The following is a 25,553-nucleotide window of genomic DNA, read 5'->3' as shown; positions in this document are numbered from 1 at the left end:
CCCTTTATCCTGCTTGTGTGCTCAGCCCTGCCTGGATTCTCCACCGAGCAACTTTTCAATTTCCAACCCTAATGTTCTGAAAGTTCGGATGCGGCTGGTCGTTTGACGCCACACCAAACCTATATCCCGGTAAGGTGCGCTGCCCGGCGGATCCATGACCGCAAGCTCAGTGTCTTTGAGGATGCCCGCATCAATGGCCATTTGTGGCAGGAAGGTGGTGCCCAGCTTACTGTTCACCATTTGCACCAGGGTGTGCAGGCTGGTTGCGGCAAAGGGATTAATCTTGTTGGAGTCGCCCAACTTACAGGCGCTGATGGCATGTCCTGTAATACAGTGTTCATTTTGAAGCAGAAAAATACTTTCGTCCGGTAACGCCTGATAGTCCACCGGCTGATGCACTTCATGGGACAAGTCCTGGTGCATCACCATCTTGAAGGGGTCTACACCCACTTTCATGCTGTGAAATCCCGCGGTATCCACAGGCAAAGCCAGCAGCAGTAAGTCCAGTTCACCTTTACCAAGGGCATCGAGCAGGCGCTCGGTGGTGTCTTCCTTCAGCAGTAATACCATGTTGGGATAGTGCTGCTGACAGTGGCGCACCACCCGACTCAGTAGAAAAGGGGCTATGGTGGGGATGCAGCCCAAACGGATTTCCCCGGTCATGGGTTCGCCCTGATTGCGCACCAACTCCACCAAATCGTCCACATCGGTCAGGATTTTGCGGCAGCGGCCAACCACTTCTTCACCGATGGCCGTAAACATAAATGACTTATGATCCCGCTCAATCAATTGATGCCCCAGTTGCTCCTCCAGGTTTTGAATACCACTGGAGAGGGTCGACTGACTGACATTACATACCTTGGCGGCGCGATTAAAATTCTGTTCCTGATAGAGATTCACCAGATAATAGAGATTTTTAAGGCTGGGAAGATGTTTCATTTTATCGATTACCGCCGCTTGGATGGATTGATAGGACACTTTGCACTTTAACACAGGCTTTACCTGAGTTCATAAGGTCCTCACGCGGATATGTGAGCAATATCTGCACAAGTGAAACACTCCAGGGTACAGCGATACCCCAAGGCCATGCAGCAGAGGCGGGGGTCAGGGTGAAAGTTGAGATCACGCTGACTAAATGCGAGTACAACCGCATCGGGGAATACACACTGACGAAAGACAAACTGCCTTAATCAGCAGAGTCGGATGAGATAGATAAAGTGAAAATTCAACGGGAGTAACCCGGTAAAACAAGCGCAATACAGTGGAGAGATTACAGGGCAGGTAATACAGGAGAGAGTTTACCGGCGCAGGCTAAGTATGCCTTACGCCGGTGACAGCACCTATCAGGCTTTAGCCTGGAGGAAGGCTTTAAGTGCAGCGAGGTCGTCAAAGGCATGGGTGGCAATCACATCCAGCCACTGGACATGGCCGGCTTCCCAGCCTTCGTCATTGCCGTGTTGCAGCAATTGAGCATATTGCTGGATGCGCTTAAGACCAACACTGCCGGCCGCCCCTTTAAACTTGTGTGCCTCAGAGCAAAGGGTGTCCTTATCGCCGGCTTCCTTTGCCTTGACCAGGTTGCCCACATATTCGGGCATCAGCTGCTCAAACAGCACCACACTCTTGAGCAAGGTTCCGGCCCCAATCGCACTGCAATATTGTTCAAGAGTGTTCAAATCCAAAATCTCGTCCAGTGCAGCAGTTGCCATCAAGGCCCCCTTAACAGTCATAAAATGGTCCACATCGGCAGTCAATTGCCGACAATACTATCGCACATAATACCTTCTCTGCCCCACGGTGCAACCGTATGGCGTTTCAGCTATGTGGATATTTTCTAATTTTAACAAATAATTAACCACTTATCGCCATTAAAGAGACTTAAGAAACTTACGTCTTTTTATCACTGAGGTAAGGATATTCAGTCAAACAGCCCTGCCCGCCCGTTTGAGCCAGAGTGCTGCAAATGGCTCCCATCCCCAACCATTTATGACCACACCAGTCGGGTGCCAATAACAAAGGCGCCCTGGCATGGGCCGTAACCCGATGGAAAATTATGTCAGCGGGGGTGCGCTGAATAAGCTGTACCGCGGCGTTCACATAATCATCCAAACTCAAGGTATCCAGCCTACCTGCCCGCCATTGCCGCGCCATGATACTGCCTTCGACTATATGCAGTGGATGCAACTTGAGGCCATCGACACCAAGTGCCAGCACCTGCCGGTGCGACTCTATGAAATCCTCTGACGTCTCTCCGGGCAAACCCAAAATAAGATGGGTACAGACCTTGATGCCCAACCTTCTTGCCCGGGTCACCGCATCGGCATACACGGCAAAATCATGGCCTCGATTGATTCTTTTCAGGGTGTCATCCCGGGCGGTCTGCAGCCCCAAATCCAGCCACACATCAATCCCCTGCTGTTGATAGTCGGCCAACAATTGCAGCACGGCATCGGGAACACAGTCTGGGCGTGTCCCCACAAATAGCCCCGCCACATTACCAATCGACAGCGCCTCATCGTATCTGCGCTTAAGTACGGCAACCTCATCGTAGGTACTGGTGTAGGCCTGAAAATAAATAAAATACAGCGCATCAGTTTGCCCGGCCATCTGCCTTTTAAGTTGCGATGCGATATCAAATTGCTTCCCATCGTCGGCGTTGAAGGAAGGTACATGGCAGAAGGTGCAGCCACCAATGCCAAGACTGCCATCGCGGTTGGGGCAGGTAAAATGCGCATCCAGGGTCAGCTTGCGTACACGCGTGCCAAACCGCAGACGGCAGTCATTACCAAAGGTGTTTACCAGCGCATCCAATGTGGGCGTTACGCTAACCGATTGAGACACAGGCGCCTCCATAAAAAAAGAAAGCGCCAGTATGGACTCGTGGACTCGGTAACGCCCGGATCCAGGTCAAAGGGACTGCCTTTTTCCCATTTTTGCTGCGCCAGTCATCTTTATGGCGGGTAAAACAGGATGTTAGTCACAGTTTTTGAATAGTTAATCAATGGCATTTATTTAAATACAAGCTACTGTGCCTGCAAAAAAAATCACTATTTGCAAACACCAAACAATCGCCGCCCCTGTTACATAATCGTAAACCAAAAAATAACACAATTTTAAAATTGCTATAATTCATAATGTTATACAACACTTTCACCAGTTGACGTTAACGTAACCCAATTATCAAAACTGTATGAAACATGATTTTTTACCCATGTTTTATGCAATCTTTAAGTTTGACCTTTGTAAATTCTCAGGATAATTTGGGAGATTCGGGTGCATATCTATCATTATCTTTTGCGTGATTCCCCGAGCAGTATCAGTCACAGGTTTTCAGGTGGGGAATTAGTATGAGCTTGTATCATCCCAGTTTTGAGCGGGACAATTGTGGATTTGGTCTGATTGCCCAGATGGACGGCGAAGCCAGTCACCGTATTGTGCGTACCGCCATTACCGGACTGGATCGCATGAAGCACCGCGGCGGCATTGCCGCAGACGGTCGCACGGGTGATGGTTGCGGCCTCCTGATGCAATTGCCCATCAAGTTTTTCGAGTCGATTGCCGCCGAAAATGACTGGCACCTGTCGCGCAAGTTTGCCGTCGGCATGTTCTTTTTAAGCCAGGATGAAGAAAAAGTCGCTGCCGCCCGCTTTGTGCTGGAGCGCGAGCTTGAAAAAGAAACCCTCTGCATCGCCGGTTGGCGCGAGGTGCCGGTTAATCCCGATGTGCTCGGTGAAATAGGTAAAGCCAGCCTGCCACGTATCGTTCAGGTACTCATTAATGCGCCCATTGGTTGGCGTGAAAAAGACCTTGAGCGTCGCCTTTATATGGCCCGTCGCCGCCTCGAGCAGCAAATGACTGCCGACCCAGACTTCTATGTGGCCAGCCTTTCCGGTCAGGTGATTGTTTATAAAGGCCTGATGATGCCGGCAGACCTGCCCGCTTTTTATCCCGATCTGGCCGATCTGCGTCTGGAAAGCGCTATCTGTTTATTCCACCAGCGCTTTTCAACCAATACCTCCCCCAAGTGGCCATTGGCTCAGCCTTTCCGCTATTTGGCACACAACGGTGAAATCAACACCATTACCGGCAATCGCCAGTGGGCCCGCGCCCGGGCGTATAAGTTCAACTCGCCGCTGTTGCCCGATTTGCAGCAAGCTGCTCCCTTCGTAAACGAAACCGGCTCCGACTCATCCTCTTTGGATAACATGCTGGAAATGCTGCTCTCCGGCGGGATGGACCTGTACCGCGCCATGCGTTTGCTTATTCCGCCCGCATGGCAAAGTAACCCTGAAATGGACGAAGAGCTCAAAGCCTTCTACGACTTTAACTCCATGCACATGGAGCCCTGGGATGGCCCGGCAGGGATAGTCATGACCAACGGCCGCCACGCCGCCTGCGCGGTGGATCGTAATGGCCTGCGTCCATCCCGTTATGTGATTACCAAAGACCGCATCCTGACCCTGGCCTCTGAAGTGGGGATCTGGGATTACCAGCCCGACGAAGTGGTGGAAAAAGGTCGAGTCGGCCCGGGTGAGCTGTTGGTGCTCGATACCCTCAACGGCCGCCTGTATCAGTCATTCGAGATTGATAACGATCTCAAACGCCGTCACCCCTATAAAGAATGGATGGCGAAAAACAGCCGCACTCTCAAGAGCGCGGAAGAGATGAGCAACGAGCAGCACGGCGCCAGCGAATTCAGCCGCGACACCCTGCTGCAGTACCAAAAGCTGTTTGGCTACAGCCGCGAAGAGCTTGAGCAGGTTATTTGGGTGCTGGCAAGCCAGGGTGAAGAGGCCGTGGGCTCCATGGGTGACGATACCCCCATGGCGGTGCTGTCCAATAAGCAGCGCTCGCTTTACGACTACTTCCGTCAGAAATTCGCCCAGGTGACCAACCCGCCCATCGACCCGCTGCGTGAGAAACACGTGATGTCGCTGGCGACCTGTGTGGGCCGGGAGCAGAACCTCTTTAACGAGACCACGGGCCACGCCTACCGGGTGATGTTTAACTCGCCTGTTTTGCTGTTCAGTGATTTCAATCAGCTGATGTCCCTCGATAAAGCCTATTACCGCGCCAATATCGTTGACCTCAACTACGACCCGGCAGAAGGGCTCGAGGGCGCCATTCGCCGCATCACAGATGATGCCGAGCGTCTGGCCCGCACCGGAACTACGCTGCTGGTGTTGTCTGACCGCGCCGTGGCCAAAAATCGCCAGGTGATCCCGGCCGCCATGGCGGTGGGTGCCGTGCAGCAAATGCTGGTGTCCAAGAGCCTGCGCTGCGACACCAACATCATTGTGGAAACCGCCTCAGCCCGCGACCCACACCACTTTGCGGTGTTGCTCGGCTTTGGTGCCACGGCCATCTACCCCTACCTGGTGTATGAATCCATTGCGGATCTTGCCAAGCGCAATGACAGCGCCGACGACATGGTTGCCCTGATGCTGAACTTCCGTTACGGCATCGAGAAAGGGCTGCGCAAGATCATGTCCAAGATGGGTATCAGCACAGTCGCCTCCTACCGCTGCAGTCAGCAATTCGAGGCGATAGGTCTGGCTCGCGATGTGATTGAACTCTGCTTTAAAGGCGTGGTGAGCCGCATCGAAGGGGTGAACTTTGAGCACCTTGCCAAAGATCAGCAAAAGCTGCATCAGGCGGCCTTCCGCCCCCATGTTCCCTTGCAACAGGGTGGTTTGCTCAAGTACGTGGAAGGTGGCGAATACCATGCGTTCAACCCCGATGTGGTCAATACGCTGCAGGCGTCACTCATCAGCCGCGACTACAGCAAATATAAGGCCTTTGCCAGGCACGTCGATGAACGTCCGGTGGCAATGCTTCGGGATCTTTTGGGCGTGAAAGGCACCCTCGATGCCATTCCCGCCGAAACGGTAGAAGCCGCAGCCAGCCTGTATCCCCGCTTCGACAGTGCTGCCATGAGTATCGGCGCCTTAAGCCCCGAAGCCCACGAGGCGCTGGCCATCGCCATGAACCGCCTTGGCGGCCGTTCCAACTCCGGGGAAGGCGGCGAAGATCCACGCCGTTTCGGTACCGAAAAGAACTCCGCCATCAAGCAAATTGCCTCTGGCCGCTTTGGTGTCACCGCCCATTACCTTATCAACGCCGAAGTGCTGCAGATTAAAGTGGCTCAGGGTGCCAAACCCGGCGAAGGCGGTCAGCTGCCCGGTCATAAGGTGAGTGTGGAAATTGCCGGGCTGCGTTATGCCCGTCCGGGCGTGACCCTGATTTCACCGCCGCCGCACCACGACATTTACTCCATCGAAGATTTGGCGCAGCTGATTTTCGATTTGAAACAAATCAATCCCAAGGCTCTTATCAGCGTGAAACTGGTATCTGAGCCGGGTATTGGCACCATAGCTACCGGCGTTGCCAAGGCCTATGCCGACATGATTACCGTGTCAGGCTATGACGGCGGCACAGGGGCCAGCCCCCTCACCTCGGTCAAGTATGCCGGCTCTCCGTGGGAGCTGGGTCTGGCAGAGGTACATCAGGCTCTGGTGGACAACGGCCTGCGCCACAAGATCCGCCTGCAGGTGGATGGCGGCCTTAAAACAGGTACCGACGTTATCAAGGCTGCACTGCTTGGCGCCGAAAGCTTTGGCTTCGGTACCGTGCCCATGATTGCGCTTGGCTGTAAGTATCTGCGGATCTGCCACCTGAACAACTGTGCCACCGGCGTGGCAACCCAGGATAAAAATCTGCGCGACAAACACTTCCACGGCTTGCCCGAGCGGGTGATGACTTACTTCGAATTTGTTGCCGAAGAAGTACGTGAGTGGATGGCAAAGCTGGGTGTTGCAAAGTTTGAAGAACTGGTGGGTCGCAGCGACTGGCTGTACGCACTGGCAGGGCAAACCGAGAAACAGCATGGTCTGGACTTGTCCCCCATCCTGTATCAGCCACAGGTGCGCGCGGGATCCTCCAGAACCTGGAAAGAGATAAACCCACCGACGGATACCGGTGAACTGAACCAGCGTCTGCTGAAAGATGCCGCCGATGCCATCAGCCGCGGCGAAGGTTTCAGCGCCGCCTACAGCATCAACAACACAGATCGCTCAGTGGGCGCAGCCCTCAGTGGCCACATAGCAGCCTGCTGTGGCCTCAAGGGCACCAAGGCACCTGTCAGCCTGTCGTTTAACGGCACCGCGGGCCAGAGCTTTGGTGTATGGAACGCCCCCGGACTGGAAATGAGCCTGTGCGGTGATGCCAACGACTATGTGGGCAAGGGGATGTCCGGCGGTAAGCTGTCCATCTACCCGCCACTTGGCAGCGCCTTCCAGAGCGAGCGCACCGCCATTGTGGGCAACACCTGTCTCTATGGTGCAACCGGAGGTCAATTCTTCGCCGCAGGCCAGGCCGGTGAGCGCTTTGGTGTGCGCAACTCAGGTGCCGTGGCCGTGGTGGAAGGCCTTGGCGACAACGGCTGCGAATATATGACCGGTGGCATTGTGGTGGTTCTGGGTAAAACCGGGGTGAATTTTGGCGCCGGTATGACAGGTGGCTTTGCCTATGTGTTCGACCAGTTCGGCCGCTTTGGCCGCAGGGTTAACACCGAAATGGTTGACACCCAAAAGGTGGAGTCAGCCATTCACCAGAAACACCTCAAGGGCCTGATTGAGGCCCACGTCAAAGAGACCGGCAGCGAACATGCCCGGGCGATTTTGAGTGACTTTGATAACTGGCTCGACTGCTTCGTGCTGGTCAAGCCGAAGAATGTAGCGGTGGCCGATCTGCTCAAGCTCGAGCAGCAGAGCCCTGAACTGGCAGTAAAGGCGGGGTAACAGCAAGATGAGTAACGACTTTCAGTTTATTCAGGTAGGCCGCAAAGATCCGACCAAGCAGCCCATCAAGCTGCGTGCAACACAGTTTATTGAAATTTATCAGCCTTTTACTCAGCCACAGGTCAACGAGCAGGCAGACCGCTGCCTGGACTGCGGCAACCCTTACTGTGAATGGAAGTGCCCGCTGCACAATTACATTCCAAACTGGCTGAAACTCGCCAAACAGGGACGCATCATGGAAGCGGCAGACCTGGTACACGAGACCAACACCCTGCCGGAAATCTGCGGTCGGGTTTGCCCCCAGGACAGGCTCTGTGAAGGCGCCTGTACCCTGAATGATGATTTTGGCGCTGTTACCATAGGCAACGTAGAGAAATACATCACAGATACCGCCCTCGCCCAGGGGTGGCGCCCTGACATGAGTAAGGTCACGCCCCGCAAAGAGCGGGTGGCGATTGTCGGCGCAGGCCCTGCGGGCCTTGGCTGCGCCGATATCCTTGCCCGCAACGGCATCAAGGCGGTGGTATTTGACAAGTATCCGCAAATTGGCGGCCTGCTTACCTACGGTATTCCCTCATTCAAACTGGATAAGTCGGTGATGCAAACCCGCCGCACCGTGCTGGAAGGCATGGGCATTGAGTTTCGTCTGGGTGTGACTGTGGGCAAGGACATCGCCTTCGCCGACCTGCTCAAAGATTATGACGCCGTATTCCTCGGCATGGGCACTTACAGCGCCATGAAGGCCGGGCTGCCCGGAGAAGACGCTGAAGGTGTACTGCAGGCATTGCCCTACCTTATTGGCAACACCATGTCGTTGCTGGGTCAGCAAAGCGAACATAACCCCTATATCGACCTGGCGGGTAAAAAGGTAGTTGTACTGGGTGGCGGTGACACCGCCATGGACTGCGTGCGCACCGCAGTGCGTCAGGGTGCCAGCGAAGTCACCTGCGCCTACCGCCGTGATGAAGCCAACATGCCCGGCTCCCGCCGCGAGGTGCAAAACGCCCGCGAAGAAGGGGTGAACTTCCTGTTCAACCGCCAGCCGGTGGCCATCAAGACCGAAAACGGCACCGTGGTGGGTATCGAGTGCATCGAGACCCGCATGGGCGAGCCCGATGCCAATGGCCGCCGCTCCGCCGAGCCTGTGCCCGGCAGCGAGCAGCTCCTCGAAGCCGACGCCATCATTATCGCCTTTGGCTTCCAGCCAAGTCCGGCGCCCTGGTTTGCCGACTTTGATATCGCCCTGGATGACAAGGGCCGGGTCAAGGCCAGGAAAACCGATGACAATCCATTCCAAACCAGCAATCCAAAAGTGTTTGCCGGGGGCGACATGGTCAGAGGCTCAGATCTGGTGGTCACTGCCATCGCCGAAGGCCGCGATGCGGCACTGGGGATCCTCAACTATCTGGAATCGGCCAAGGCCTGATCCCAACAACAAGTTGCTTGTGTCTTGCGCATCCAAAGGCTCGCCTGAGGATGCGCTTTTTTATCTCTGCAGCTTGCCTGTGTGCCGCTCAATCGACTGTGGTATATTGGCTGCCATTCTCTAAAGCAGTTCAAAGGCAAGTTTATGAAAATTGGTATTATCGGCGCCATGGAGCCCGAAGTTGCTCACCTTATTGCTTCTCTGGAAAACCCTGTCGTCAGCCAGATAGCCGGCATCGAATTCACCCAGGGTGAACTCAATGGCAAGCAGGTCATAGTGACCCGCTCCGGTATTGGCAAGGTTGCAGCGGCGCTCGCCACCACCCTGCTTATCGATAAGTTTGCCCCCGATTACGTGATAAATACCGGCTCAGCCGGTGGCTTTGTGGACAGCCTGACCATTGGCGATGTGGTGATTGGCAGCGAAGTGCGTTACCACGATGTGGACGTGACGGCATTTGGCTATGAAATTGGTCAGATGGCCCAGCAGCCAGCCGCCTTTGTGTGTGATGCCCGCCTGGTGGAAGCCGCCAAAAATGCCGTGGCCAAACTGGGTGAAGTAAAAACCGTCGAAGGCCTTATCTGCACCGGTGACAGCTTTATTTGCGACCCGGTACGCACCGCCAAAATGCAGGCCGACTTCCCCACCATGGCCGCCTGTGAAATGGAAGGCGCCGCCATCGGCCAGGTCTGCCATCAGTTCGCGACTCCCTTCGTGGTGATCCGCTCCCTGTCTGATAATGCCAACAACGACAGCCCGGTCGACTTTGAGTCTTATCTGGTGAAGGCCGGACATCACTCGGCCCTGATGGTAATGGCGCTGATTGAAGGCCTGTAAATGACCGAAAGCCAGTTTGTCAGCCAGCTTATTGCCCTGGATGGAGCCTTGTTTGAAGGCTTCCTCATCATCCTGTGCGCGCTGCCACTGGCACGACTGGCTCCTTTGCCGAGGGAAATGCAGCCACTGGTGTGGTTTGGGGTGCTGGCAAGAGAGCTTGCCCGCAAAGTGAATCACCCATCGCGAGGACCGCGCCAGCAGCTTATCGCAGGCATCATGGCGACAGTGCTGCTGGTGCTGCCCTTTTGGCTTATCGTCGCCTTTTTACTGGACTTGGCAGCCTTTCCCTGGTTTTTCGAGTTTTTAATTCTCTACCTCTGCCTGTCGGATGCCAGTTTTGCCCAGGTCGCCGAAGAGGTGCAGCGGGCGCTGGGCCATGGCGATAAAGACAGGGCCAGAAAGCTGCTGAGTCAATATCTGTCACGGGATACCACCGAGCTGTCTGAGACTGGACTTGCCAAGGCCACCATCGAAAAACTGGTCACGGCCCCCATTTACGGCACCGCAGGAGTGGTGTTTTTCTATGCGCTGGCCGGTGCCCCCATGGTGCTGCTGGTGCGTATGCTCAAGCAGCTGGAGTTGGTGTGGCCCCCCATGTCACCGGATTTCCGTGCTTTTGTCGCGCCGGTTAATCAGCTGGTTTCGGCGCTGCTTTACATTCCTGCCTGGCTTTGGAGCCTGACACTCGCCATCGTTGGCGGCCCCAGCGGTTTTAAGGCCCTGCTAACCCCCAGACGCTGGCAGCCCCTGTCCAACGCCATGCGGGCGGCATATGTGGCCGCAACAGTGCTGAATACCGAGCTTGGCGGACCACACAAATACCGCGGCAGCCGGGTGGCCATCGATAAGGTCGGCAAAGGCCCTCTGCCCGATACGGCCAAAATCGGTGAAGCCATAAAACTGTCGAATCGAGCCTGCTTCAGCTGGTTGGCCTTTCTGCTGTTTTTACCCCTTGCATGGACCCTGCTCAGATACAGTCAGACGCTGTAATTTGTTAAGCGACACACTATAATGGCTCGCCTCAGGGGAATCTCCACTTTCCATAACGGGCACTCAACGTGTTAGAACAACTGCATATCTCGCTGACAACACCGGCGCTGCTGTTTCCGGCCATTTCATTACTGCTGCTGGCTTATACCAATAGATTCTTTTCATTGGCGGCACTGATACGAAGCCTCTCCAGTGGTAAAGAACCTGTGCATCAGAACCAAATCACCAATCTGAAAAAGCGAATTGTGATTATCAGACGCATGCAGGAAGCGGGCGTCAGCAGCTTTGCCCTGTGCGTGCTGTGCATGATTTTTATCTACATCGGCATGAATAAAACCGGCTCACTCATCTTCGGTGCCAGCCTCTTGTTACTGCTGTACTCGCTGATCCTCTCGGTTGTTGAAATTCGCATCTCGGTGGATGCGCTCAATATCCACTTGAAAGAGATGAGCGAATGAGCTGGTTTTATTTTTTTGACCTGTGCGGCACCGCCGTGTTTGCGCTCACAGGCGCCCTGGCGGCCGGCAGGCACAGAATGGACCCCTTTGGTGTGACAGTGCTGGCCGCCGTCACGGCCGTGGGTGGGGGAACCATTCGGGATGCCATTATCGGTGCTACCCCGGTGTTTTGGCTGCGTGACCCCAATTACCTGATTGTCATCCTGGCGACCGTGGGCTTTACCCTGGTGTTTATCCGGCGCCCCCGTAAAGTACCCCAATACACCCTGCCCATCGCCGATGCGCTGGGATTGGCTCTTTTTACCGTGATAGGCGCCCAAAAAGCACTCAGCCTCGGCCTTAATGGCATGTCTGCTGTGATCATGGGCTTGATTACCGGCGTGGGTGGCGGCATTATCCGGGATGTGCTCTGTCGCCAAATACCCATGGTGCTCAGAACCGAAATCTACGCAACCGCCTCCATTCTGGGTGGCATTGCCTATACCCTCAGCCTGCAATTAGGCATGAACAGCCAAACCGCTCTCTGGCTGTCGATGCTCAGTGCGCTGATCTTGAGGCTTGCGGCCATTCGCTGGCACCTTTCATTGCCGGCCTTCGACCTGAAAACCCGGAGAAACTAACTTTTGCGATATCTGGTGTTACTGCTTTATTTTCTGACGTCCTGGGCGACCGCCAGCAGCGGTGAGATGCCTGAAGAGCAGCAAATGGCAGTAAACTACATTCAGGCGCTGACCGAACATGACTACGCCGCTCTCGCCCGATACTACAATCGCGACAGTGTTTTTCAGGACAGAACCGCCGGACGCAAATACAAGGGTGGGCGTTTTATTATCGAATTTTTCGAGCGCGCCCACGCCGGTGTACTGGAATACAACTTCAGTATTGAGCACATGTACAACTCAGGCTCTCTGGTGGTCATGATAGGCAACTACCGTTTCAAGGGGCCGGGGGAACAATTCGGTAAGCCGGGTAAAATCATTGACGTGGCCGTGCCTGCGGTCACCACCCTGAGACTGGATATGCGCAATCACAGGGTGACCGAACACACCGACCTTATCGACTATCAGACCATGGCCGACCAGCTGTCCATGCAATAGAGGCTGTCTCTGCAAAAGGCAATGTCCCTGCAAAAGACGTTATGCGTTTAAAAGACAGGGTTGGCAGCCAATCTTTAAAAACAAAACGGGCGCTTAAGGCGCCCGTTTTGTTTGATGAGATGAAAGAGCTGGATTAGCTCAATGTCACCTTGGCGAACTTACGCTTGCCTACCTGGAATACGGCGCTCAGACCGGCACTGAATACTTGCTTGGCATCTTCCAGCTTTTCACCGTCCATCTTCACCGCACCCTGCTTAATCATACGCATAGCATCGGAGGTCGAACCCACTAGACCTGCTTCTTTCAGCAGGTTGGCAACTGCCATGCCTTCAGCACCGGCGCTCAGGGTCACTTCTTCGATATCATCGGGGATGGCACCCTTCTGGAAACGGTCGATAAAGTTCTGATGAGCGGCATCAGCAGCGGCCTGGTCATGGAAACGGGCAATAATTTCCTTGGCCAGCGCAATCTTGATGTCTCTTGGGTTGGCTCCGGCTTCCACATCGGCCTTGAACTGCTCAACTTCGGCCAGCGGGCGGAACGACAGCAGGTCGAAGTAGCGCCACATCAGCTCGTCTGAAATAGACATCAGCTTACCGAACATTTCATCCGGCGCTTCGCTCACACCTATGTAGTTGTGGGCAGACTTGGACATCTTCTTCACGCCATCCAGGCCTTCCAGCAACGGCATCATGATCACGGTTTGTGGCTTTTGACCTTCGGCCTTTTGCAGCTCACGCCCCATCAGCAGGTTGAACTTCTGATCGGTACCACCCAGTTCAATGTCGGCCTTCAGTGCAACCGAGTCCCAGCCCTGCAGCAACGGGTACATAAACTCATGGATGGCGATGGGCTGACCGCTGCCATAACGCTTTTTAAAATCATCACGTTCCAGCATACGGGCAACGGTTTGGTGGGAGGCCAGGCGGATCATGCCGGCAGCCCCAAGCTGCTCAAGCCAGCTGGAGTTGAATTCGATGCGGGTCTTGGCCGGATCGAGAATTTTGTACACCTGCTCCTTGTAGGTTTCGGCGTTGGCCAGAACCTGCTCACGGGTCAGTGGCGGACGGGTGCTGTTTTTACCACTAGGGTCGCCCACCATGCCGGTGAAGTCACCGATAAGGAAGATAACTTCGTGGCCCAGCTCCTGAAACAGACGCAGTTTGTTCAGAATAACCGTGTGGCCCAGATGGATATCGGGAGCGGTAGGATCGGCACCCAGCTTCACCCGCAGAGGACGGCCCTCTTTCAGTTTCTCAATCAGATCTGCTTCAAGCAGGATCTCGTCTGTGCCCCGTTTAATTTCTGCTAATACCTGGTCCAAATCAGCCATGTTGGCAGCTACCTCTGTGGTTATCCGATTTCAATCAAAGAGACCTATGTTACTTGTTAGCCTGGGCAAATGAAAGTGTGTACACTAGGCCCAATCGACAGGAAATAGGGATTTGGTACCCGGGTCAAATGACAAAGGTTATTACGCTTCTCAAGCTGCTCCCCAAAAAGCATCAGGTCATTCTGAGCATTCTTTTATTGTTAACCACAGTCACCCTGTTTTTCCCCTCTGAGGATGCCGAAGCCTCACGGCAAACCCCGGTAGCCAACGACAATATCGACTTTACCCTGCCCTTGTCACAGCGCACCCCCACGCCGCCAATGGGGCAGGCCGCAGACATAGACATAGCCGCCCCAAACGGTGAAAGCGTGCAGGAAGCCATGCCAAGTGCGAAAGCCAGCGCCACGCCATCCAACCGCGAAGTGGAGCATTTTGAAGTCTCCAGGGGGGACACGTTGGCCGCCCTGTTTCAGCGTGCAGGACTCTCCAGCCGCGATGTTTACGAAATCACCCGGCTGCCGGAGGCCAAAAATAACCTGCTGAAAATCATGCCCGGGGAAGAAATTGTCATCATGAAAGATGACAAGGGTGAGTTTGCCGAGCTCAGTTACCGTATCGACGGGGTGTCGACTCTCACGGTGCAGCGCACCGAATCCGGATACAGCGAGCGAATCGATGTAAAGCAGCTGACCACACGAACCGATTTTGCCCAGGGCAAAATTTTCAGCAATTTTTGGACAGCAGCCGTGGATGCAGGCCTCAACAGTGGCCAAATCATGGATTTGGCCACTGTGTTTGGCTGGGACATCGACTTCGCCCAGGATCTGCAAAAAGGCGATACCTTCGCCCTGCTCTATGAAAAGCACTATGCCGATGGCGAGTTTGTGCGAAATGGTGCCATTCTGGCGGCTGAGTTTATCAACGACGGTAAACGCTACACCGCCGTGCGCTACGAAGACGGTAACTACTATTCCGAAAGTGGCCAGAGCATGCGCAAAGCCTTTTTGCGATCGCCGGTGGACTTCAATTACGTCAGCTCCAATTTCAATCCCAAGCGCCTGCATCCGGTAACAGGTCAGGTCAAGGCCCACAGGGGCGTTGATTATGTGGCCGCCATTGGCACACCGATTAAAGCCGCCGGCGCGGGCAAGGTGATAGAGGCTGGTTACAATCAGTACAACGGCAACTATGTCTTTATTCGCCATAACGGCACCTACACCACCAAGTATTTACACCTGAACAAGCGCAGGGTGAAAAAAGGTGATTCGGTAAAACAGGGGCAAATTATCGGAACGCTCGGAAAAACCGGCCGGGTAACCGGGGCTCACCTGCATTACGAATTTATCGTCAACGGGGTACACAGAAATCCCCGCACCATTGACCTGCCTAAAGCAGAATCCATCAGTAAAAAAGAGTTGGCTAAATTCAGCCGCATCAGCAAGGATTTGATGGCTAAAATTTCCTTTAACAAGCAACAGCAACTGGCGCTGGCGCCAGAGGGCAAGCAGACTCCATGAGCCAATCTTTGTTTATCGGACTCATGTCCGGCACCAGTATGGACGGCGTGGATGCCGTCCTGGTGGATTTCGACACCCCCTCCCCCAAACTCATCGCCACCCACACAGAAGCCATTCCGGAACACCTGTTCAAAGGGCTTCAACGTTTGTGCCAGCCCGGCCAGGATGAAGTGAATCGGCTGGGGCGACTCGACCGCAGCGTTGGCAGCCTCTTTGCCAAGGCCGTCAACAACCTGCTTGCCAGCAGTGGCATAGATAAGTCCCAGGTTGTGGCCATTGGCAGCCATGGTCAAACCGTCAGGCACATGCCCAACCTCGAGGTAGGGTTCACGGTGCAAATCGGCGACCCCAACACCATTGCCGCCGAAACAGGTATCGACGTGATTGCGGATTTTCGCCGCAAAGATATCGCCCTCGGTGGTCAGGGAGCACCGCTGGTCCCGGCATTCCACCAGCAGATTTTCGCAAAAGCAGATAAACGCCGGGTGATCCTCAACATAGGTGGTATCGCCAATATCACCTGGTTGCCGGGCAATGCAGAGGCGGTTCTTGGATTTGATACCGGGCCGGGCAACACCCTGATAGATGGCTGGATACAGCAGGTAAGGCAGCAGGCTTTCGATCAGGACGGCGCCTTTGCCGCCAGTGGTAAAACCGATAATGCGCTCTTGGCCCAATTGCTGTCACATCCGTATTTTATGCAGCCATACCCCAAGAGCACAGGTCGTGAGCTTTTCAATAACGCCTGGCTGGAGCAGCAACTGGAAAAGTTTGGCTACCTCGACGAGGCCGATATTCAGTCAACTCTGCTGGACTTAACCTGCCACAGTATCGCGGCGGACATACTGAAGCTGTCAAACAGCGGAGAGCTGTTTGTATGCGGTGGTGGCGCCCTTAATATTGAGCTGATGAACCGCCTGCAAGCTCTGTTACCCGGGTTCACCATGACCACCACATCAGCGCTTGGGGTCGACCCCAAATGGGTTGAGGCCATCGCCTTTGCCTGGCTTGCCCTGCGCCATCATCAGGGACTGCCAGCCAATTTGCCCGCCGTCACAGGGGCAAAACGGGAAGCCGTACTCGGCGCGCGTTTCCCGGCGGCGTAACCAAGTCATCAATAAAAAAACGGCCGATAGGCCGTTTTTTTATTGATGGTCGCTCGCCTCAATGCAGCGCAGGATGCCTCAATCGCATCACATCACGCCTTGGATAGTTCCAGGACACCAGCACCAACTTTTGCTCTTTTTCCACCCACACCATGTTTTCCTGGCGGCTGATGCTGTTGGGGGGCAGCTCAATCAGCGGCCTGACCTCTGCCCTGGCAAAGTCAAAGTAACTGAGCAATGCCGAGCCCGAATGGCGCTGACGAAAGAAGACCCCGTTATCGGATACTGTCCAGTTGTAGCCGTCACTCATTAACTTCGCTCCCAGCACCTGCTCTGGATTCCCGCCTTGCCATGGCATGCGCCAAAGCCCTCGTGGCCCGGTGCTGTAGCTGAAATAAAGCCAATCTCCCAATACCTGAAGACGCCGCACCATAATGGAAGACACCAGGGTTGGCGGTTTGTTGTCCAGATGGAAGCGGGTCAAACCATCCACAGTGCTGGCCAGCAAGAAGCTGTCGTCACCGCTCCATTCAGGACGGCCGTGGTTGATATAGGGCGACGCCACGACCCGGATGCTGTTGTCGCGAATATCCAGAATATGCAGTTTGTTGCCCTCGTGATTGGTATCGGCGGCGACAAAGGCGATGCGACTGCCGTCGTGTGACCAGGCGGGCGAAGTGGCCTGACGTTTCAGTGAGGTGTGCATTTGCCGCCGCTGCCCGTCCACGTCCGAGGTCCAGATTTCATTGTGCTCTGACTCATTGGACACAAACACCAAGCGCCCGGCCTCGGGTGAGTAATCCGCATAACGCTGGCTGAAGTTGCCGTAAATCATCGGAAACGGTGCCTGGGGCACCATGGCGAACGGATGCATAGTGACCAGTTGGCGATGGTTATTGTAGTGATAGAACACCAGCTCATCGGAGTCAGGCACAAACCGGGGGTAGCTTAAACCGTCCTGATCCAACGCCGTGATTTCGCCGGTGTCGGTATCGATGAGATAGCCGCCCCTGTTACCTGCCTCTTCAGTGCTGTACACAAGCCGCCGCCCGTCTCTGTGCCAGGAAAGACCACGGATATCTTCAATCCCCTGAGTCAGTCGCCGCTCACTGCCATCGGTGAGATGGCGTAAAAAAATGTCTTCCGAAATATCGCCAAAACGCCTGGCGATGGCCAGGGTTTGCCCATCGGGACTAAAGGCAAAATCCCGGTCGCGGTAGGGGCATTCTGTGTCGCAGGACAGGCGCATCGGCTCAGCCTCTTCCCCGGTCAACTCCAGCAGGTATATGCCCGCATTCTTTTGTGGGGCATTGGTGGTGATAAACGCCAGGCTATTGCCATCGGCGGTGAGGTCGATGGCCGTGGTGACACTGGTGCAGTCGGCAAGGGGGGTGAGCCTGCCATCTTTCAAATCCAGCCGGGTTATCTTGCATTCTCCGCCGGACGCACTGGGGAAATATAGTGACTTGCCATCGTTAGACCAGACGGCGCGCAGCTCATCGGAACTGTCCGGGGTGAGCTGTCTTGGACTGGCATCGGGATGCTCCAAATCCAGCTGAAACAGGCTGCCGTTTTTACCGGGCTGCTGGCCGCCATACACCAAAAAGCGGCCATCGGGGGACACACTGGGGAAACGCTCTGAGCCGCCATCGCTGGTAAGCCTGTCGACCCCGAATGGGCGGTGCAGCGTGTCTTTGTACCAATGGTGGCCCGCCACTGCCAACACCACTGCGAGGGTCAGCGAGCACCCCAGCAAAGCCCGGCCCAAGAGTCGACTCTTACGTTCGAGCCGCAATTGTCCGTCTTCTGCGGGTAACTCGAATCTGGGTTCGATACAGAGGCGGTATCCGGTTTTACGGACTGTTTCTATTACCTCTCCCGCGCCAAGCGGTCCGAGTTGTTGCCGGAGGTGCCACACAGCGTTGGTGAGTGCCTTTTCGCCCACATAGGTATTGCCCTCCCAAATATCGGTGATCAGCGCCTCGCGGGTCACCACCCTGGGATACTGGTGAGCAAGATAAGCGAGCACTTCAACAAACTTGGGCTGCAGGGTGATGCGCTCCTGCGCACAGTCGGCAGAGGCGGGAAACAGCAGGCTATTGTCGCTCGCATCGATACGGCAACTGCCAAGGAAAAATACGCTCTGTTTGGTCTCAAGCATCACAGGCCATCAGGGTCTTATTGGGGTGACGTCCATATTAAAAGTGCACCGGGTGCATGACAAGTGAAAACACCTCAGACAAATTTATCCAACTGATTGTATTTAAATTAAATAGATAAAAAATAGAGATAGAAACAAGCAATAATCGAGGCTCCTTTGATTGCTGCATCCGTCAACATTTTTTACAACCCGGTAATCAATCCGTCTGTGGGATCTTCCATGAAACTCTGCCGCCCGATACCGGCCCTCGTAATAAGCAGTCTGCTCGCATTTCCACTCAGCCTGGCCAACCTTGCCGTCGCTGCCGAACAAGCGGCAGGCTATCAGTTACCGAGCTCATCTCTTGCAGCCTTGGTTGAACAGGCAAAACAGGACAAGGTGCTCTTGTCTCCTGATGGTTTTTGGCTATTAAGTTTAAGCCCACAGGGCGCTCCGGACGTAAAGCAACTCGCTCAGCCCATGATGCGTCTGGGCGGAACGGAAATCGACAGCCATCGTCATCTGCCAGGCAAATTGCCCACCCTGTACGAGGAACTGAATCTGAGGCGCGCCAGTGACATGCAGCTTCAATCCATTCCAGGGCTGAGCGCATTAATGCCAGTAATGGCGCCAAGGTTCTCTCCCGACGGTAAAACCCTGGCCTTGATAAGCCTCGCCACCGACCAGCCGAGATTACACTTGATTGAGCTGGCATCGGGTAAGGTGCAGGAACAGGACTTAAGGCTCAATTTCAGTTTGGGGGTGAATTACCGCTGGCTGCCAGACAGCAGCGCCCTGCTGCTGCCTCTGGTTGTTGCTGATTCAGGTAAGGCGTCTATTTCAGAAGGCGCCCTTCCTGGCATGCCCGGCATCAAAGAGAGTCAACCCAATCAGGTGGCCAAACGTACCCACAGAAACCTGTTGAAAACGCCCGCCGATCACCAGGCCTTCGCACAGCAGGTGTTGAGTCAGTTGGTTTTACTCCCAAGAGAAGGTGAACTTCGCCCACTGGGAAGTGCTGGTTTTTTGCTGGATGCCGACGCCTCCCCCGACGGCCGCTTTGTACTGATTGAGCAACTGACCGAGCCCTTCTCCAACAGAGTACCCTACCGCGGCTTTGCCAAAGGTTACGATGTCATGAGTCTGGCAAGCGGTGCTACCCTTTACCACGTCGGGGTACCCGGCAGCGACACAGAGCGCGATGATGCTGACACGCCCGGCCCCGCGCCAAGGCTGTTCCACTGGCAGGGCGAGGCCAATCTGGTGTGGGCCGAGGGAAATCGCAGCAAGGAAAAAAGTGTAAAGACGCACGAGCACGACGCACCGGCAAAAGACGACTCGGTGCATGAGCACAGCGACACGCAAAAGGCTGAAGTGAGCTTCAGGGATACCCTCTATACCCTGAGTCCGCCTTTTAACATGCCCCCGAAAGTACTTGGGCAAACCCAGTGGCCCATCAGCGCCATCAATTGGCGCGATGATGGTAAGGCCTTGATAAGCCAACTCCGTCGCAGCAAGCAACTTATCAAAGTGAGCCTGCTAACCCCCGCCACTGCGAATAGCGCCACAGCCTGGCAAGACTGGTATCAGATAAGCAGCAAAGATAAATATCAGGACCCGGGCACACTGGTACGCGATCCCGTGCCCCATCTGGTGGCGACCCGAAACGGCGCTATGTATCACTATGGCGATGGCCATTCAGACGAAGGAATGCGCCCCTTTCTGGCCAGCAGCAAGGCGGGAGAAGCTCGCAGCCTCTTGTGGCAAAGTGCACCATCGGCGTTTGAGCGGGTGGTGACACTGGAGTCTGTCTCACCGCTTCGGCTGCTCGTGAGCCGGGAAACGCCCTCGCAGCCACCTCAGCTCTATCGGGTCTGGCCGGACAGCAATAAACGCGAAGCCTTGATACCGCTGGCAAAACGGCAACCCGCCCTCGAAGGGATACAGAAGGAGCATATCCAGTTCACCCGCGCCGACGGCCAACCCTTATCCGGTACCCTCTATCTCCCGGCCAACTACCGCCCCGGTGATGGTCCGCTGCCGGTGCTGATTTGGGCGTACCCGAGGGAGTATAAAAATGCCGAGGTGGCCGCCCAGGTCGACTTTAATCCGCTCTCTTACCCCAGGCTGAGTCCGCTCAGCGCCCCGGCCATGGTGGCAGCGGGATTTGCGGTATTTGACAGGGTATCCATGCCCATTATCGGTGTTGGCAAAAATAAGCCCAACGATACCTTTCTCGAGCAACTCACTGCCAATGCCGAGGCGGCCGTCCGGGTGCTTACCGACAGAGGCATAGCCGAGCCCGGTCGAATCGCCGTTGGCGGGCACTCCTACGGCGCCTTTATGGTGGCCAACTTGCTGGCCCATACCGACCTTTTCGCCGCCGGTATCGCCCGCAGTGGTGCCTATAATCGCAGCCTCACGCCATTTGGATTTCAAAATGAGCGGCGTAATTATTGGGAGGCCCAGGCGCTTTACCAGCAGATGTCGCCCTTTAACGTGGCCGACAAAATCAATGAACCGCTGCTGCTTATCCACGGCGAAGCGGATGCCAACTCGGGTACCTACCCCATGCAATCGAGCCGCTTGTTTGATGCGGTTTCTACCCTCGGCGGTCAGGCTCGCCTGGTGACCCTGCCCTTTGAGGGCCACAGCTACCGAGCCCGCGAGTCCCAATTGCATGTGCTGTGGGAACAGGAAGCCTGGCTTCGAAGCCATCTGTCACCCAAAGAAACGGCAGCCGCAGCGGATGCTGAGCCTCTGTAGTTAATAAGCCCGCGCATCAGACTCCCCGGGGAATGGCAAACCACAGCACTCTTTTTCCCCGGGTGAACAAATGTTACCATGCGGCCACAATCGGGCCGTGCCTTTTGCACGCTATTTGCCCCACCGAGAGAGTGCTACCCATGACCAAGAAAACACTGGCGCAAATCACCGCCATGACACCCGAAGCCCGTTACGACTACCTGGTTACCGAAGTTAAAGAACATAAGGAAATCTGGACGTTGCAGGATCAGGATGGTTGCGTAATGCTGACCACAGATGACGATGACTGCATCCCCATGTGGCCCTCTGAAGAGGCTGCTGCGCTGTGGGCAGTGGACGAGTGGCAGGACTGCGAACCTCTGTCCATCCCACTCAATGAGTGGTTGGAGCGTTGGGTAGTGGGCATGCAGGACGACGATCTTCAGGTTGCTGTATTCCCGGTACAGGATGATTTGGGTGTAGTGGTACCCCCCTGGGAACTCGAGAGCCGCCTGCAGCCCAAGACCCGCCACTGATAAGGGGGAAGCATGACAGAGCAGAGCATTCCCAAGGCAACGCCCATGCCCAAGCGCTTGATAGCATTGATGTTGCTCTATACTGCTGCGGCAGTGAGTGGCATTGTTGCCAAACAGGGTGTGATCTTTTGCCTGTTGACCTTGCTGATGGTGGTGGCGGTATTTGCCCGCCAACGCGCAGGCTTGTGGTTTCTCAGGGGTTACACCCTGGTGCAACTTGCCATGGTCAGTATGCTGCCCTTCATTCTGGATCAAGGGGACGATGTGGCCACAGGTCCCAATACGCTGAACCTTGCCGGAATGCCCTTCGAGGCATCGGACTATGCCATTTTCGCCGTCCTGATTGCGCTGTGCATGGTGCAGGTTTGGCTGGTGTTTACGCCCAAGGTAGGCAAGTTTTTCAATCGGGCTCAAAACTTCAACCTGATGAGCTGATGGGTATTCGTGACTGATGCGTATGCGGATGCGGATGCGGATGCGGATGCGTAAAAAGTTAAGCCGCCGAATCGCCAAATAAAAAAGCCGCCCCAAGGGCGGCTTTTTTATTAAAAGGCAAAACAGCTTACACAGAGAAGCTGGCGCCACAGCCACAGGTGGTGGTGGCGTTGGGGTTCTTCACAAAGAAGCGTGAACCTTCCAGGCCTGAGGTGTAATCCACTTCACCGCCCATCAGGTATTGCAGACTCATGGGATCGACCACCAGCTGAACACCCTGCTTTTCCACGGTGAAATCGCCGTCGTTCACCTTTTCATCGAAGGTGAAACCGTACTGGAACCCAGAACAGCCACCGCCGGTAACATAAACACGCAGCTTGAGTGCTTCATTCTGCTCTTCATCGAGCAGAGCCTTAACTTTGGCAGCCGCTGCATCGGTAAAAGAGATCGGCATGGCTACGTCAGCTTGTTCAGTCATTACTACCTCGAACTTCAGATTGCTGCCCGGAATTATCCGTTACCTGACTATTTTGTTCAAGTATTATACCGGGCTCTTTTGTCTCCCCCGTCAGCATCGGCAGGCTGAATTCCTGCTCTGCCAGGGCGGCCTGATTATAACGCCCCTTGGAGACACGAATCTTGGCCTTGATGGTCGTCAATTGAAACTCTGCAGGGAATGTCACAGGCGTTTCAAGTACCTGGAAGTAACGGAAGTCGAAATTATCAAGCTTGGCGCCCACATCTTGCAGCTGCAGACTGGTCAGCTTGTTGTCCACCAGACCCACCAAGGTTAAATCCAGACTTCCTTTGATGTTTTGCCGCCGCTTTTGCAGCTGGGTTAACACTACCTTGAGCCTTTGTTGCCCCTCAACCGGGGATGCGGTGAGCTCCATCCCATGGATGGTAACACCTTCGGCGTTTTCGTTTGGCGCCATCACAGCGCGGTAAAACGCCAGCTCCCGCTCAAGCTCCCGCTGTTTGGCGGCCTGCTCGGTGAACATGGTCTGCATCTGGACGTTGGCTTCCTTCTCCACGGCCAGCTCCAGATTGCGACTCGCCAGCAGTTGATTTTGGGTTTTCAGCTCCTCGGCCAACTGCTTGGCCCTGCCGCCACCAAGATTCAACACAGGTTGCTCCATGGACAGAGTCAAATGGTAGCTAAGGGCACCCAGTAAAAACGCGACCAGCATCAACAAAAACAAATACCAGCTCGAAGGGCGGAATTTGCGCTCCATCACTTGCAGCCTATCGAGCCAACGTTGATAATTCGCCATTGAATAACAGCCTCTTAGTAACTTTCGGTCCGCCGGACCTTCGACGGGGCAGAATAACAGCATAAGCATGGCAAAGGCCAGCACCCGGGGCCGATGCACAGGGCAGGCATGAAGATAAAGACCCGGCTCGAGGCGATGCGTCGACTCGCCCTCAGATATTTTCACACAGAACTCAGAGACAAGCTGTCACAGGCGCGGATTAGTCTGCAACTGTGTGGTCTGGCCTTGTGTTTCGCGCTTATTGCGTCCCTGGTCATTATTTTGTTCCGCTTGCTGCTGGAAGGCGCCAACCACTACTCCGGCATAGAACGTATGGACATGGAGGCCATGGTGTACGACTGGCGGGCGCTGCTACCGCTTATGGGCGCCCTGTTGATTTGGCTGGTTGCAACAATCGGCTCCAAACGTTACCGGCGCATGGGTATCGCCTATGTGCTGCACCGCTTTAAATTGCACTACGGCAAAATTCCGCTGCAATCTGCCCCCGGGCAGTTCTTTCAGGCGCTGATTGCCCTTGCCACCAACTTCTCTGTGGGCCGTGAAGGCCCGGCCATTCACCTTGGCGCCGTGAGTGCCAGCGTACTGGCGGAAAAATTCAAACTCCCCGATAACAGCGTTCGCATCATGTGTGCCAGCGGCATTGCCGCCGGGATTGCGGCCACCTTTAACGCTCCGCTGGCGGCTGTGGTATTTGTATTTGAAGTAGTGGTGCGGGAATACAAAATCCATTACTTCTTTCCCATCATGATCTCGGCCATCTGCGGCGCCCTCTCAAGCCAACTGGTATTCGGCAACGTGCACGAATACGATGCCATTCAGGTGTTTCATATCCCGCTGGATCACTACCCCTTGCTGGCCCTGGGCGGCGTGGGACTGGGCTGCGCTGCTGCCGCCTTTAACTGGACCCTGCTCAAAGTAACCGCCACTGGCCAGCACTGGCCCCTGATAGTCCGGCTGCTGCTGGCTGGCAGTATCACTACGGTCGTCGGCATCGCACTGCCCCAGGCGCTGGGCTCGGGAGATTTGGCAATCAATGCGGTCATTGCCGATAACCCCGGGCTCTTGCTGCTGATAGCCGTGCTGATTGGCAAGATGATTGCCACCATTGCCGCCATCGGCCTTGGCATTCCCGGCGGACTTATCGGCCCACTGTACGGCATCGGCGCCCTGCTGGGGGGGATTCTCGCCCTTATCAGCGCCATGGTATTTCCCTCAATTGCGCCCTACGTGGGGCTCTATACCGTGATTGGCATGACGGCCATGATGGGAGTATGCCTGAGCGCGCCACTGGCGGCTTTGGTGGCGCTCTTGGAGCTCACCAACGATGCCTCCATTATTTTGCCTGCCATGTTCGTAACCATTCCGGCGTTTCTGGTGGCCTATCAGTGGTTTCAAACCGAGTCGGTGTTTTTTAGGCAGCTGGACATCATGGGGCTGGGTTATAAGGTGCCACCGGTGAATCAGGGGCTGCAAAAAACCGGCGTGCGCGCCCTGATGGACAGGCGCTTTGTGGTGGTGAAAAACGATGACGAGTTGCTGCTTGAGGTGATGAAGCGCGCCGAGGGTCGCCCTGTAATGGTGCGAAGCGCCGAGGGCGAAATCCAGATGCTGCGCCTGGAAATGCAATCCTTTGAAGACAGCACCACGCTGTCGCGTCAGCCGATGCAGGGGTTGCCCGATACCGCCACATTAAACGAAGCCTACGAGATCCTCTCACCGAAGCGGACTGGCGAAGTTTATATTTATCAGGGAGATAAGGATAACCTGGTCGGCGTTATCGGCTGGACCAAACTGCAACAGGAAATTCGTTCCGGTCAGGTGTGATGGGCCGCAGGTAATTTAGCTGTCGCCATTTCAAAG

General features: G+C 55.2%; 20 protein-coding genes. 13 read left to right on the top strand and 7 right to left on the bottom strand.

Features of this window, described 5'->3' with window-relative positions; translation table 11 throughout:
• Nucleotides 1-21: 21 nt before the first annotated feature.
• The 3 genes from oxyR to mnmL form a co-directional block, all read right to left on the bottom strand.
• On the bottom strand, nucleotides 22-939 hold the full coding sequence (oxyR, locus tag K0H63_RS04700; protein ID WP_220066949.1) for a hydrogen peroxide-inducible genes activator: 918 nt from the start codon (nucleotides 937-939) through the stop codon (nucleotides 22-24).
• Nucleotides 940-1,343: 404 nt separating this feature from the next.
• The gene (locus tag K0H63_RS04695; RefSeq protein ID WP_220066948.1) at nucleotides 1,344-1,709 is read right to left on the bottom strand and encodes an Hpt domain-containing protein; all 366 of its coding nucleotides are present in this window, start codon (nucleotides 1,707-1,709) and stop codon (nucleotides 1,344-1,346) included.
• A 178-nt stretch (nucleotides 1,710-1,887) separates the two neighbouring features.
• Nucleotides 1,888-2,853, bottom strand: coding sequence for a tRNA modification radical SAM protein MnmL/YtqA (gene mnmL / locus K0H63_RS04690; protein ID WP_220066947.1), 966 nt, complete (start codon nucleotides 2,851-2,853; stop codon nucleotides 1,888-1,890).
• 494 nt (nucleotides 2,854-3,347) lie between these two features.
• Between mnmL and gltB the strand changes: the two genes are divergently transcribed.
• The 7 genes from gltB (at nucleotide 3,348) to K0H63_RS04655 (ending at nucleotide 12,607) form a co-directional block, all read left to right on the top strand.
• Nucleotides 3,348-7,799 carry a glutamate synthase large subunit gene (gltB, locus tag K0H63_RS04685; RefSeq protein ID WP_220066946.1) on the top strand — a complete coding sequence of 1,484 codons (4,452 nt, stop codon included), beginning with the start codon at nucleotides 3,348-3,350 and terminating at the stop codon, nucleotides 7,797-7,799.
• A 7-nt stretch (nucleotides 7,800-7,806) separates the two neighbouring features.
• The gene (locus K0H63_RS04680; RefSeq protein WP_220066945.1) at nucleotides 7,807-9,225 is read left to right on the top strand and encodes an FAD-dependent oxidoreductase; all 1,419 of its coding nucleotides are present in this window, start codon (nucleotides 7,807-7,809) and stop codon (nucleotides 9,223-9,225) included.
• A 144-nt stretch (nucleotides 9,226-9,369) separates the two neighbouring features.
• Nucleotides 9,370-10,062, top strand: coding sequence for a 5'-methylthioadenosine/S-adenosylhomocysteine nucleosidase (gene mtnN, locus K0H63_RS04675; protein ID WP_220066944.1), 693 nt, complete (start codon nucleotides 9,370-9,372; stop codon nucleotides 10,060-10,062).
• Nucleotides 10,063-11,052, top strand: coding sequence for a cobalamin biosynthesis protein CobD/CbiB (locus K0H63_RS04670; protein WP_220066943.1), 990 nt, complete (start codon nucleotides 10,063-10,065; stop codon nucleotides 11,050-11,052).
• An 80-nt stretch (nucleotides 11,053-11,132) separates the two neighbouring features.
• Nucleotides 11,133-11,510 carry a DUF2721 domain-containing protein gene (locus K0H63_RS04665; RefSeq protein WP_041410130.1) on the top strand — a complete coding sequence of 126 codons (378 nt, stop codon included), beginning with the start codon at nucleotides 11,133-11,135 and terminating at the stop codon, nucleotides 11,508-11,510.
• A complete protein-coding gene (locus tag K0H63_RS04660) occupies nucleotides 11,507-12,130 on the top strand; it encodes a trimeric intracellular cation channel family protein (protein WP_220066942.1) in 624 nt (207 codons plus the stop codon). Before K0H63_RS04665 ends, K0H63_RS04660 begins: the two co-directional genes overlap by 4 nt.
• A gap of 66 nt (nucleotides 12,131-12,196) precedes the next feature.
• Entirely contained in the window at nucleotides 12,197-12,607 is a 411-nt protein-coding gene (locus tag K0H63_RS04655) for a nuclear transport factor 2 family protein (RefSeq protein ID WP_258405524.1), read from the top strand.
• Between the two features lie 133 nt (nucleotides 12,608-12,740).
• Here K0H63_RS04655 and tyrS read toward each other — a convergent pair whose 3' ends face one another.
• A complete protein-coding gene (gene tyrS / locus K0H63_RS04650) occupies nucleotides 12,741-13,940 on the bottom strand; it encodes a tyrosine--tRNA ligase (protein WP_220066940.1) in 1,200 nt (399 codons plus the stop codon).
• A 128-nt stretch (nucleotides 13,941-14,068) separates the two neighbouring features.
• Between tyrS and K0H63_RS04645 the strand changes: the two genes are divergently transcribed.
• Nucleotides 14,069-15,457 (top strand): peptidoglycan DD-metalloendopeptidase family protein, encoded by a 1,389-nt coding sequence (locus K0H63_RS04645; RefSeq protein WP_220066939.1) that lies wholly within the window; start codon nucleotides 14,069-14,071, stop codon nucleotides 15,455-15,457.
• Nucleotides 15,454-16,563 carry an anhydro-N-acetylmuramic acid kinase gene (locus K0H63_RS04640; RefSeq protein ID WP_220066938.1) on the top strand — a complete coding sequence of 370 codons (1,110 nt, stop codon included), beginning with the start codon at nucleotides 15,454-15,456 and terminating at the stop codon, nucleotides 16,561-16,563. The genes K0H63_RS04645 and K0H63_RS04640 overlap by 4 nt, the downstream gene beginning before the upstream one ends.
• 58 nt (nucleotides 16,564-16,621) lie before the next feature.
• Here K0H63_RS04640 and K0H63_RS04635 read toward each other — a convergent pair whose 3' ends face one another.
• A complete protein-coding gene (locus K0H63_RS04635; protein ID WP_220066937.1) occupies nucleotides 16,622-18,724 on the bottom strand; it encodes a winged helix-turn-helix domain-containing protein in 2,103 nt (700 codons plus the stop codon).
• 219 nt (nucleotides 18,725-18,943) lie between these two features.
• Between K0H63_RS04635 and K0H63_RS04630 the strand changes: the two genes are divergently transcribed.
• The 3 genes from K0H63_RS04630 (at nucleotide 18,944) to K0H63_RS04620 (ending at nucleotide 22,419) form a co-directional block, all read left to right on the top strand.
• Nucleotides 18,944-21,469, top strand: a complete 2,526-nt coding sequence (locus tag K0H63_RS04630) for a S9 family peptidase (RefSeq protein WP_220066936.1) — start codon at nucleotides 18,944-18,946, stop codon at nucleotides 21,467-21,469.
• A 140-nt stretch (nucleotides 21,470-21,609) separates the two neighbouring features.
• Nucleotides 21,610-21,984: a DUF2750 domain-containing protein gene (locus K0H63_RS04625; RefSeq protein ID WP_041409682.1), complete on the top strand. Its 375-nt coding sequence runs from the start codon at nucleotides 21,610-21,612 to the stop codon at nucleotides 21,982-21,984.
• Between the two features lie 12 nt (nucleotides 21,985-21,996).
• Nucleotides 21,997-22,419, top strand: a complete 423-nt coding sequence (locus tag K0H63_RS04620; protein WP_220066935.1) for a hypothetical protein — start codon at nucleotides 21,997-21,999, stop codon at nucleotides 22,417-22,419.
• A 127-nt stretch (nucleotides 22,420-22,546) separates the two neighbouring features.
• On the opposite strand, the gene erpA is transcribed toward K0H63_RS04620, so the two are convergent.
• Both erpA and K0H63_RS04610 read right to left on the bottom strand, forming a co-directional pair.
• A complete protein-coding gene (gene erpA / locus K0H63_RS04615; protein ID WP_220066934.1) occupies nucleotides 22,547-22,897 on the bottom strand; it encodes an iron-sulfur cluster insertion protein ErpA in 351 nt (116 codons plus the stop codon).
• Nucleotides 22,890-23,693: a DUF6776 family protein gene (locus K0H63_RS04610; protein WP_220066933.1), complete on the bottom strand. Its 804-nt coding sequence runs from the start codon at nucleotides 23,691-23,693 to the stop codon at nucleotides 22,890-22,892. Before K0H63_RS04610 ends, erpA begins: the two co-directional genes overlap by 8 nt.
• A 108-nt stretch (nucleotides 23,694-23,801) precedes the next feature.
• Here K0H63_RS04610 and K0H63_RS04605 point away from each other — a divergent pair, with 108 nt between their 5' ends.
• Nucleotides 23,802-25,517: a chloride channel protein gene (locus K0H63_RS04605; protein ID WP_220066932.1), complete on the top strand. Its 1,716-nt coding sequence runs from the start codon at nucleotides 23,802-23,804 to the stop codon at nucleotides 25,515-25,517.
• Nucleotides 25,518-25,553 lie beyond the last annotated feature (36 nt).

Origin of the sequence: Shewanella zhangzhouensis (genome assembly GCF_019457615.1) — a bacterium.
Taxonomy (GTDB): Bacteria; Pseudomonadota; Gammaproteobacteria; order Enterobacterales; family Shewanellaceae; genus Shewanella; species Shewanella zhangzhouensis.
Note: the sequence above shows the minus strand (reverse complement) of the source record. Positions and strands in the feature narration are given on the sequence as shown.

Bases quoted from the DNA above. Each gene is read 5' to 3' on its own strand.
- oxyR (WP_220066949.1), bottom strand. From the start codon at position 939: ATGAAACATCTTCCCAGCCTTAAAAATCTCTATTATCTGGTGAATCTC.
- K0H63_RS04695 (WP_220066948.1), bottom strand. From the start codon at position 1,709: ATGGCAACTGCTGCACTGGACGAGATTTTGGATTTGAACACTCTTGAA.
- mnmL (WP_220066947.1), bottom strand. From the start codon at position 2,853: ATGGAGGCGCCTGTGTCTCAATCGGTTAGCGTAACGCCCACATTGGAT.
- gltB (WP_220066946.1), top strand. From the start codon at position 3,348: ATGAGCTTGTATCATCCCAGTTTTGAGCGGGACAATTGTGGATTTGGT.
- K0H63_RS04680 (WP_220066945.1), top strand. From the start codon at position 7,807: ATGAGTAACGACTTTCAGTTTATTCAGGTAGGCCGCAAAGATCCGACC.
- mtnN (WP_220066944.1), top strand. From the start codon at position 9,370: ATGAAAATTGGTATTATCGGCGCCATGGAGCCCGAAGTTGCTCACCTT.
- K0H63_RS04670 (WP_220066943.1), top strand. From the start codon at position 10,063: ATGACCGAAAGCCAGTTTGTCAGCCAGCTTATTGCCCTGGATGGAGCC.
- K0H63_RS04660 (WP_220066942.1), top strand. From the start codon at position 11,507: ATGAGCTGGTTTTATTTTTTTGACCTGTGCGGCACCGCCGTGTTTGCG.
- K0H63_RS04655 (WP_258405524.1), top strand. From the start codon at position 12,197: ATGCCTGAAGAGCAGCAAATGGCAGTAAACTACATTCAGGCGCTGACC.
- tyrS (WP_220066940.1), bottom strand. From the start codon at position 13,940: ATGGCTGATTTGGACCAGGTATTAGCAGAAATTAAACGGGGCACAGAC.
- K0H63_RS04645 (WP_220066939.1), top strand. From the start codon at position 14,069: ATGACAAAGGTTATTACGCTTCTCAAGCTGCTCCCCAAAAAGCATCAG.
- K0H63_RS04640 (WP_220066938.1), top strand. From the start codon at position 15,454: ATGAGCCAATCTTTGTTTATCGGACTCATGTCCGGCACCAGTATGGAC.
- K0H63_RS04635 (WP_220066937.1), bottom strand. From the start codon at position 18,724: ATGCTTGAGACCAAACAGAGCGTATTTTTCCTTGGCAGTTGCCGTATC.
- K0H63_RS04630 (WP_220066936.1), top strand. From the start codon at position 18,944: ATGAAACTCTGCCGCCCGATACCGGCCCTCGTAATAAGCAGTCTGCTC.
- K0H63_RS04625 (WP_041409682.1), top strand. From the start codon at position 21,610: ATGACCAAGAAAACACTGGCGCAAATCACCGCCATGACACCCGAAGCC.
- K0H63_RS04620 (WP_220066935.1), top strand. From the start codon at position 21,997: ATGACAGAGCAGAGCATTCCCAAGGCAACGCCCATGCCCAAGCGCTTG.
- erpA (WP_220066934.1), bottom strand. From the start codon at position 22,897: ATGACTGAACAAGCTGACGTAGCCATGCCGATCTCTTTTACCGATGCA.
- K0H63_RS04610 (WP_220066933.1), bottom strand. From the start codon at position 23,693: ATGGCGAATTATCAACGTTGGCTCGATAGGCTGCAAGTGATGGAGCGC.
- K0H63_RS04605 (WP_220066932.1), top strand. From the start codon at position 23,802: ATGAAGATAAAGACCCGGCTCGAGGCGATGCGTCGACTCGCCCTCAGA.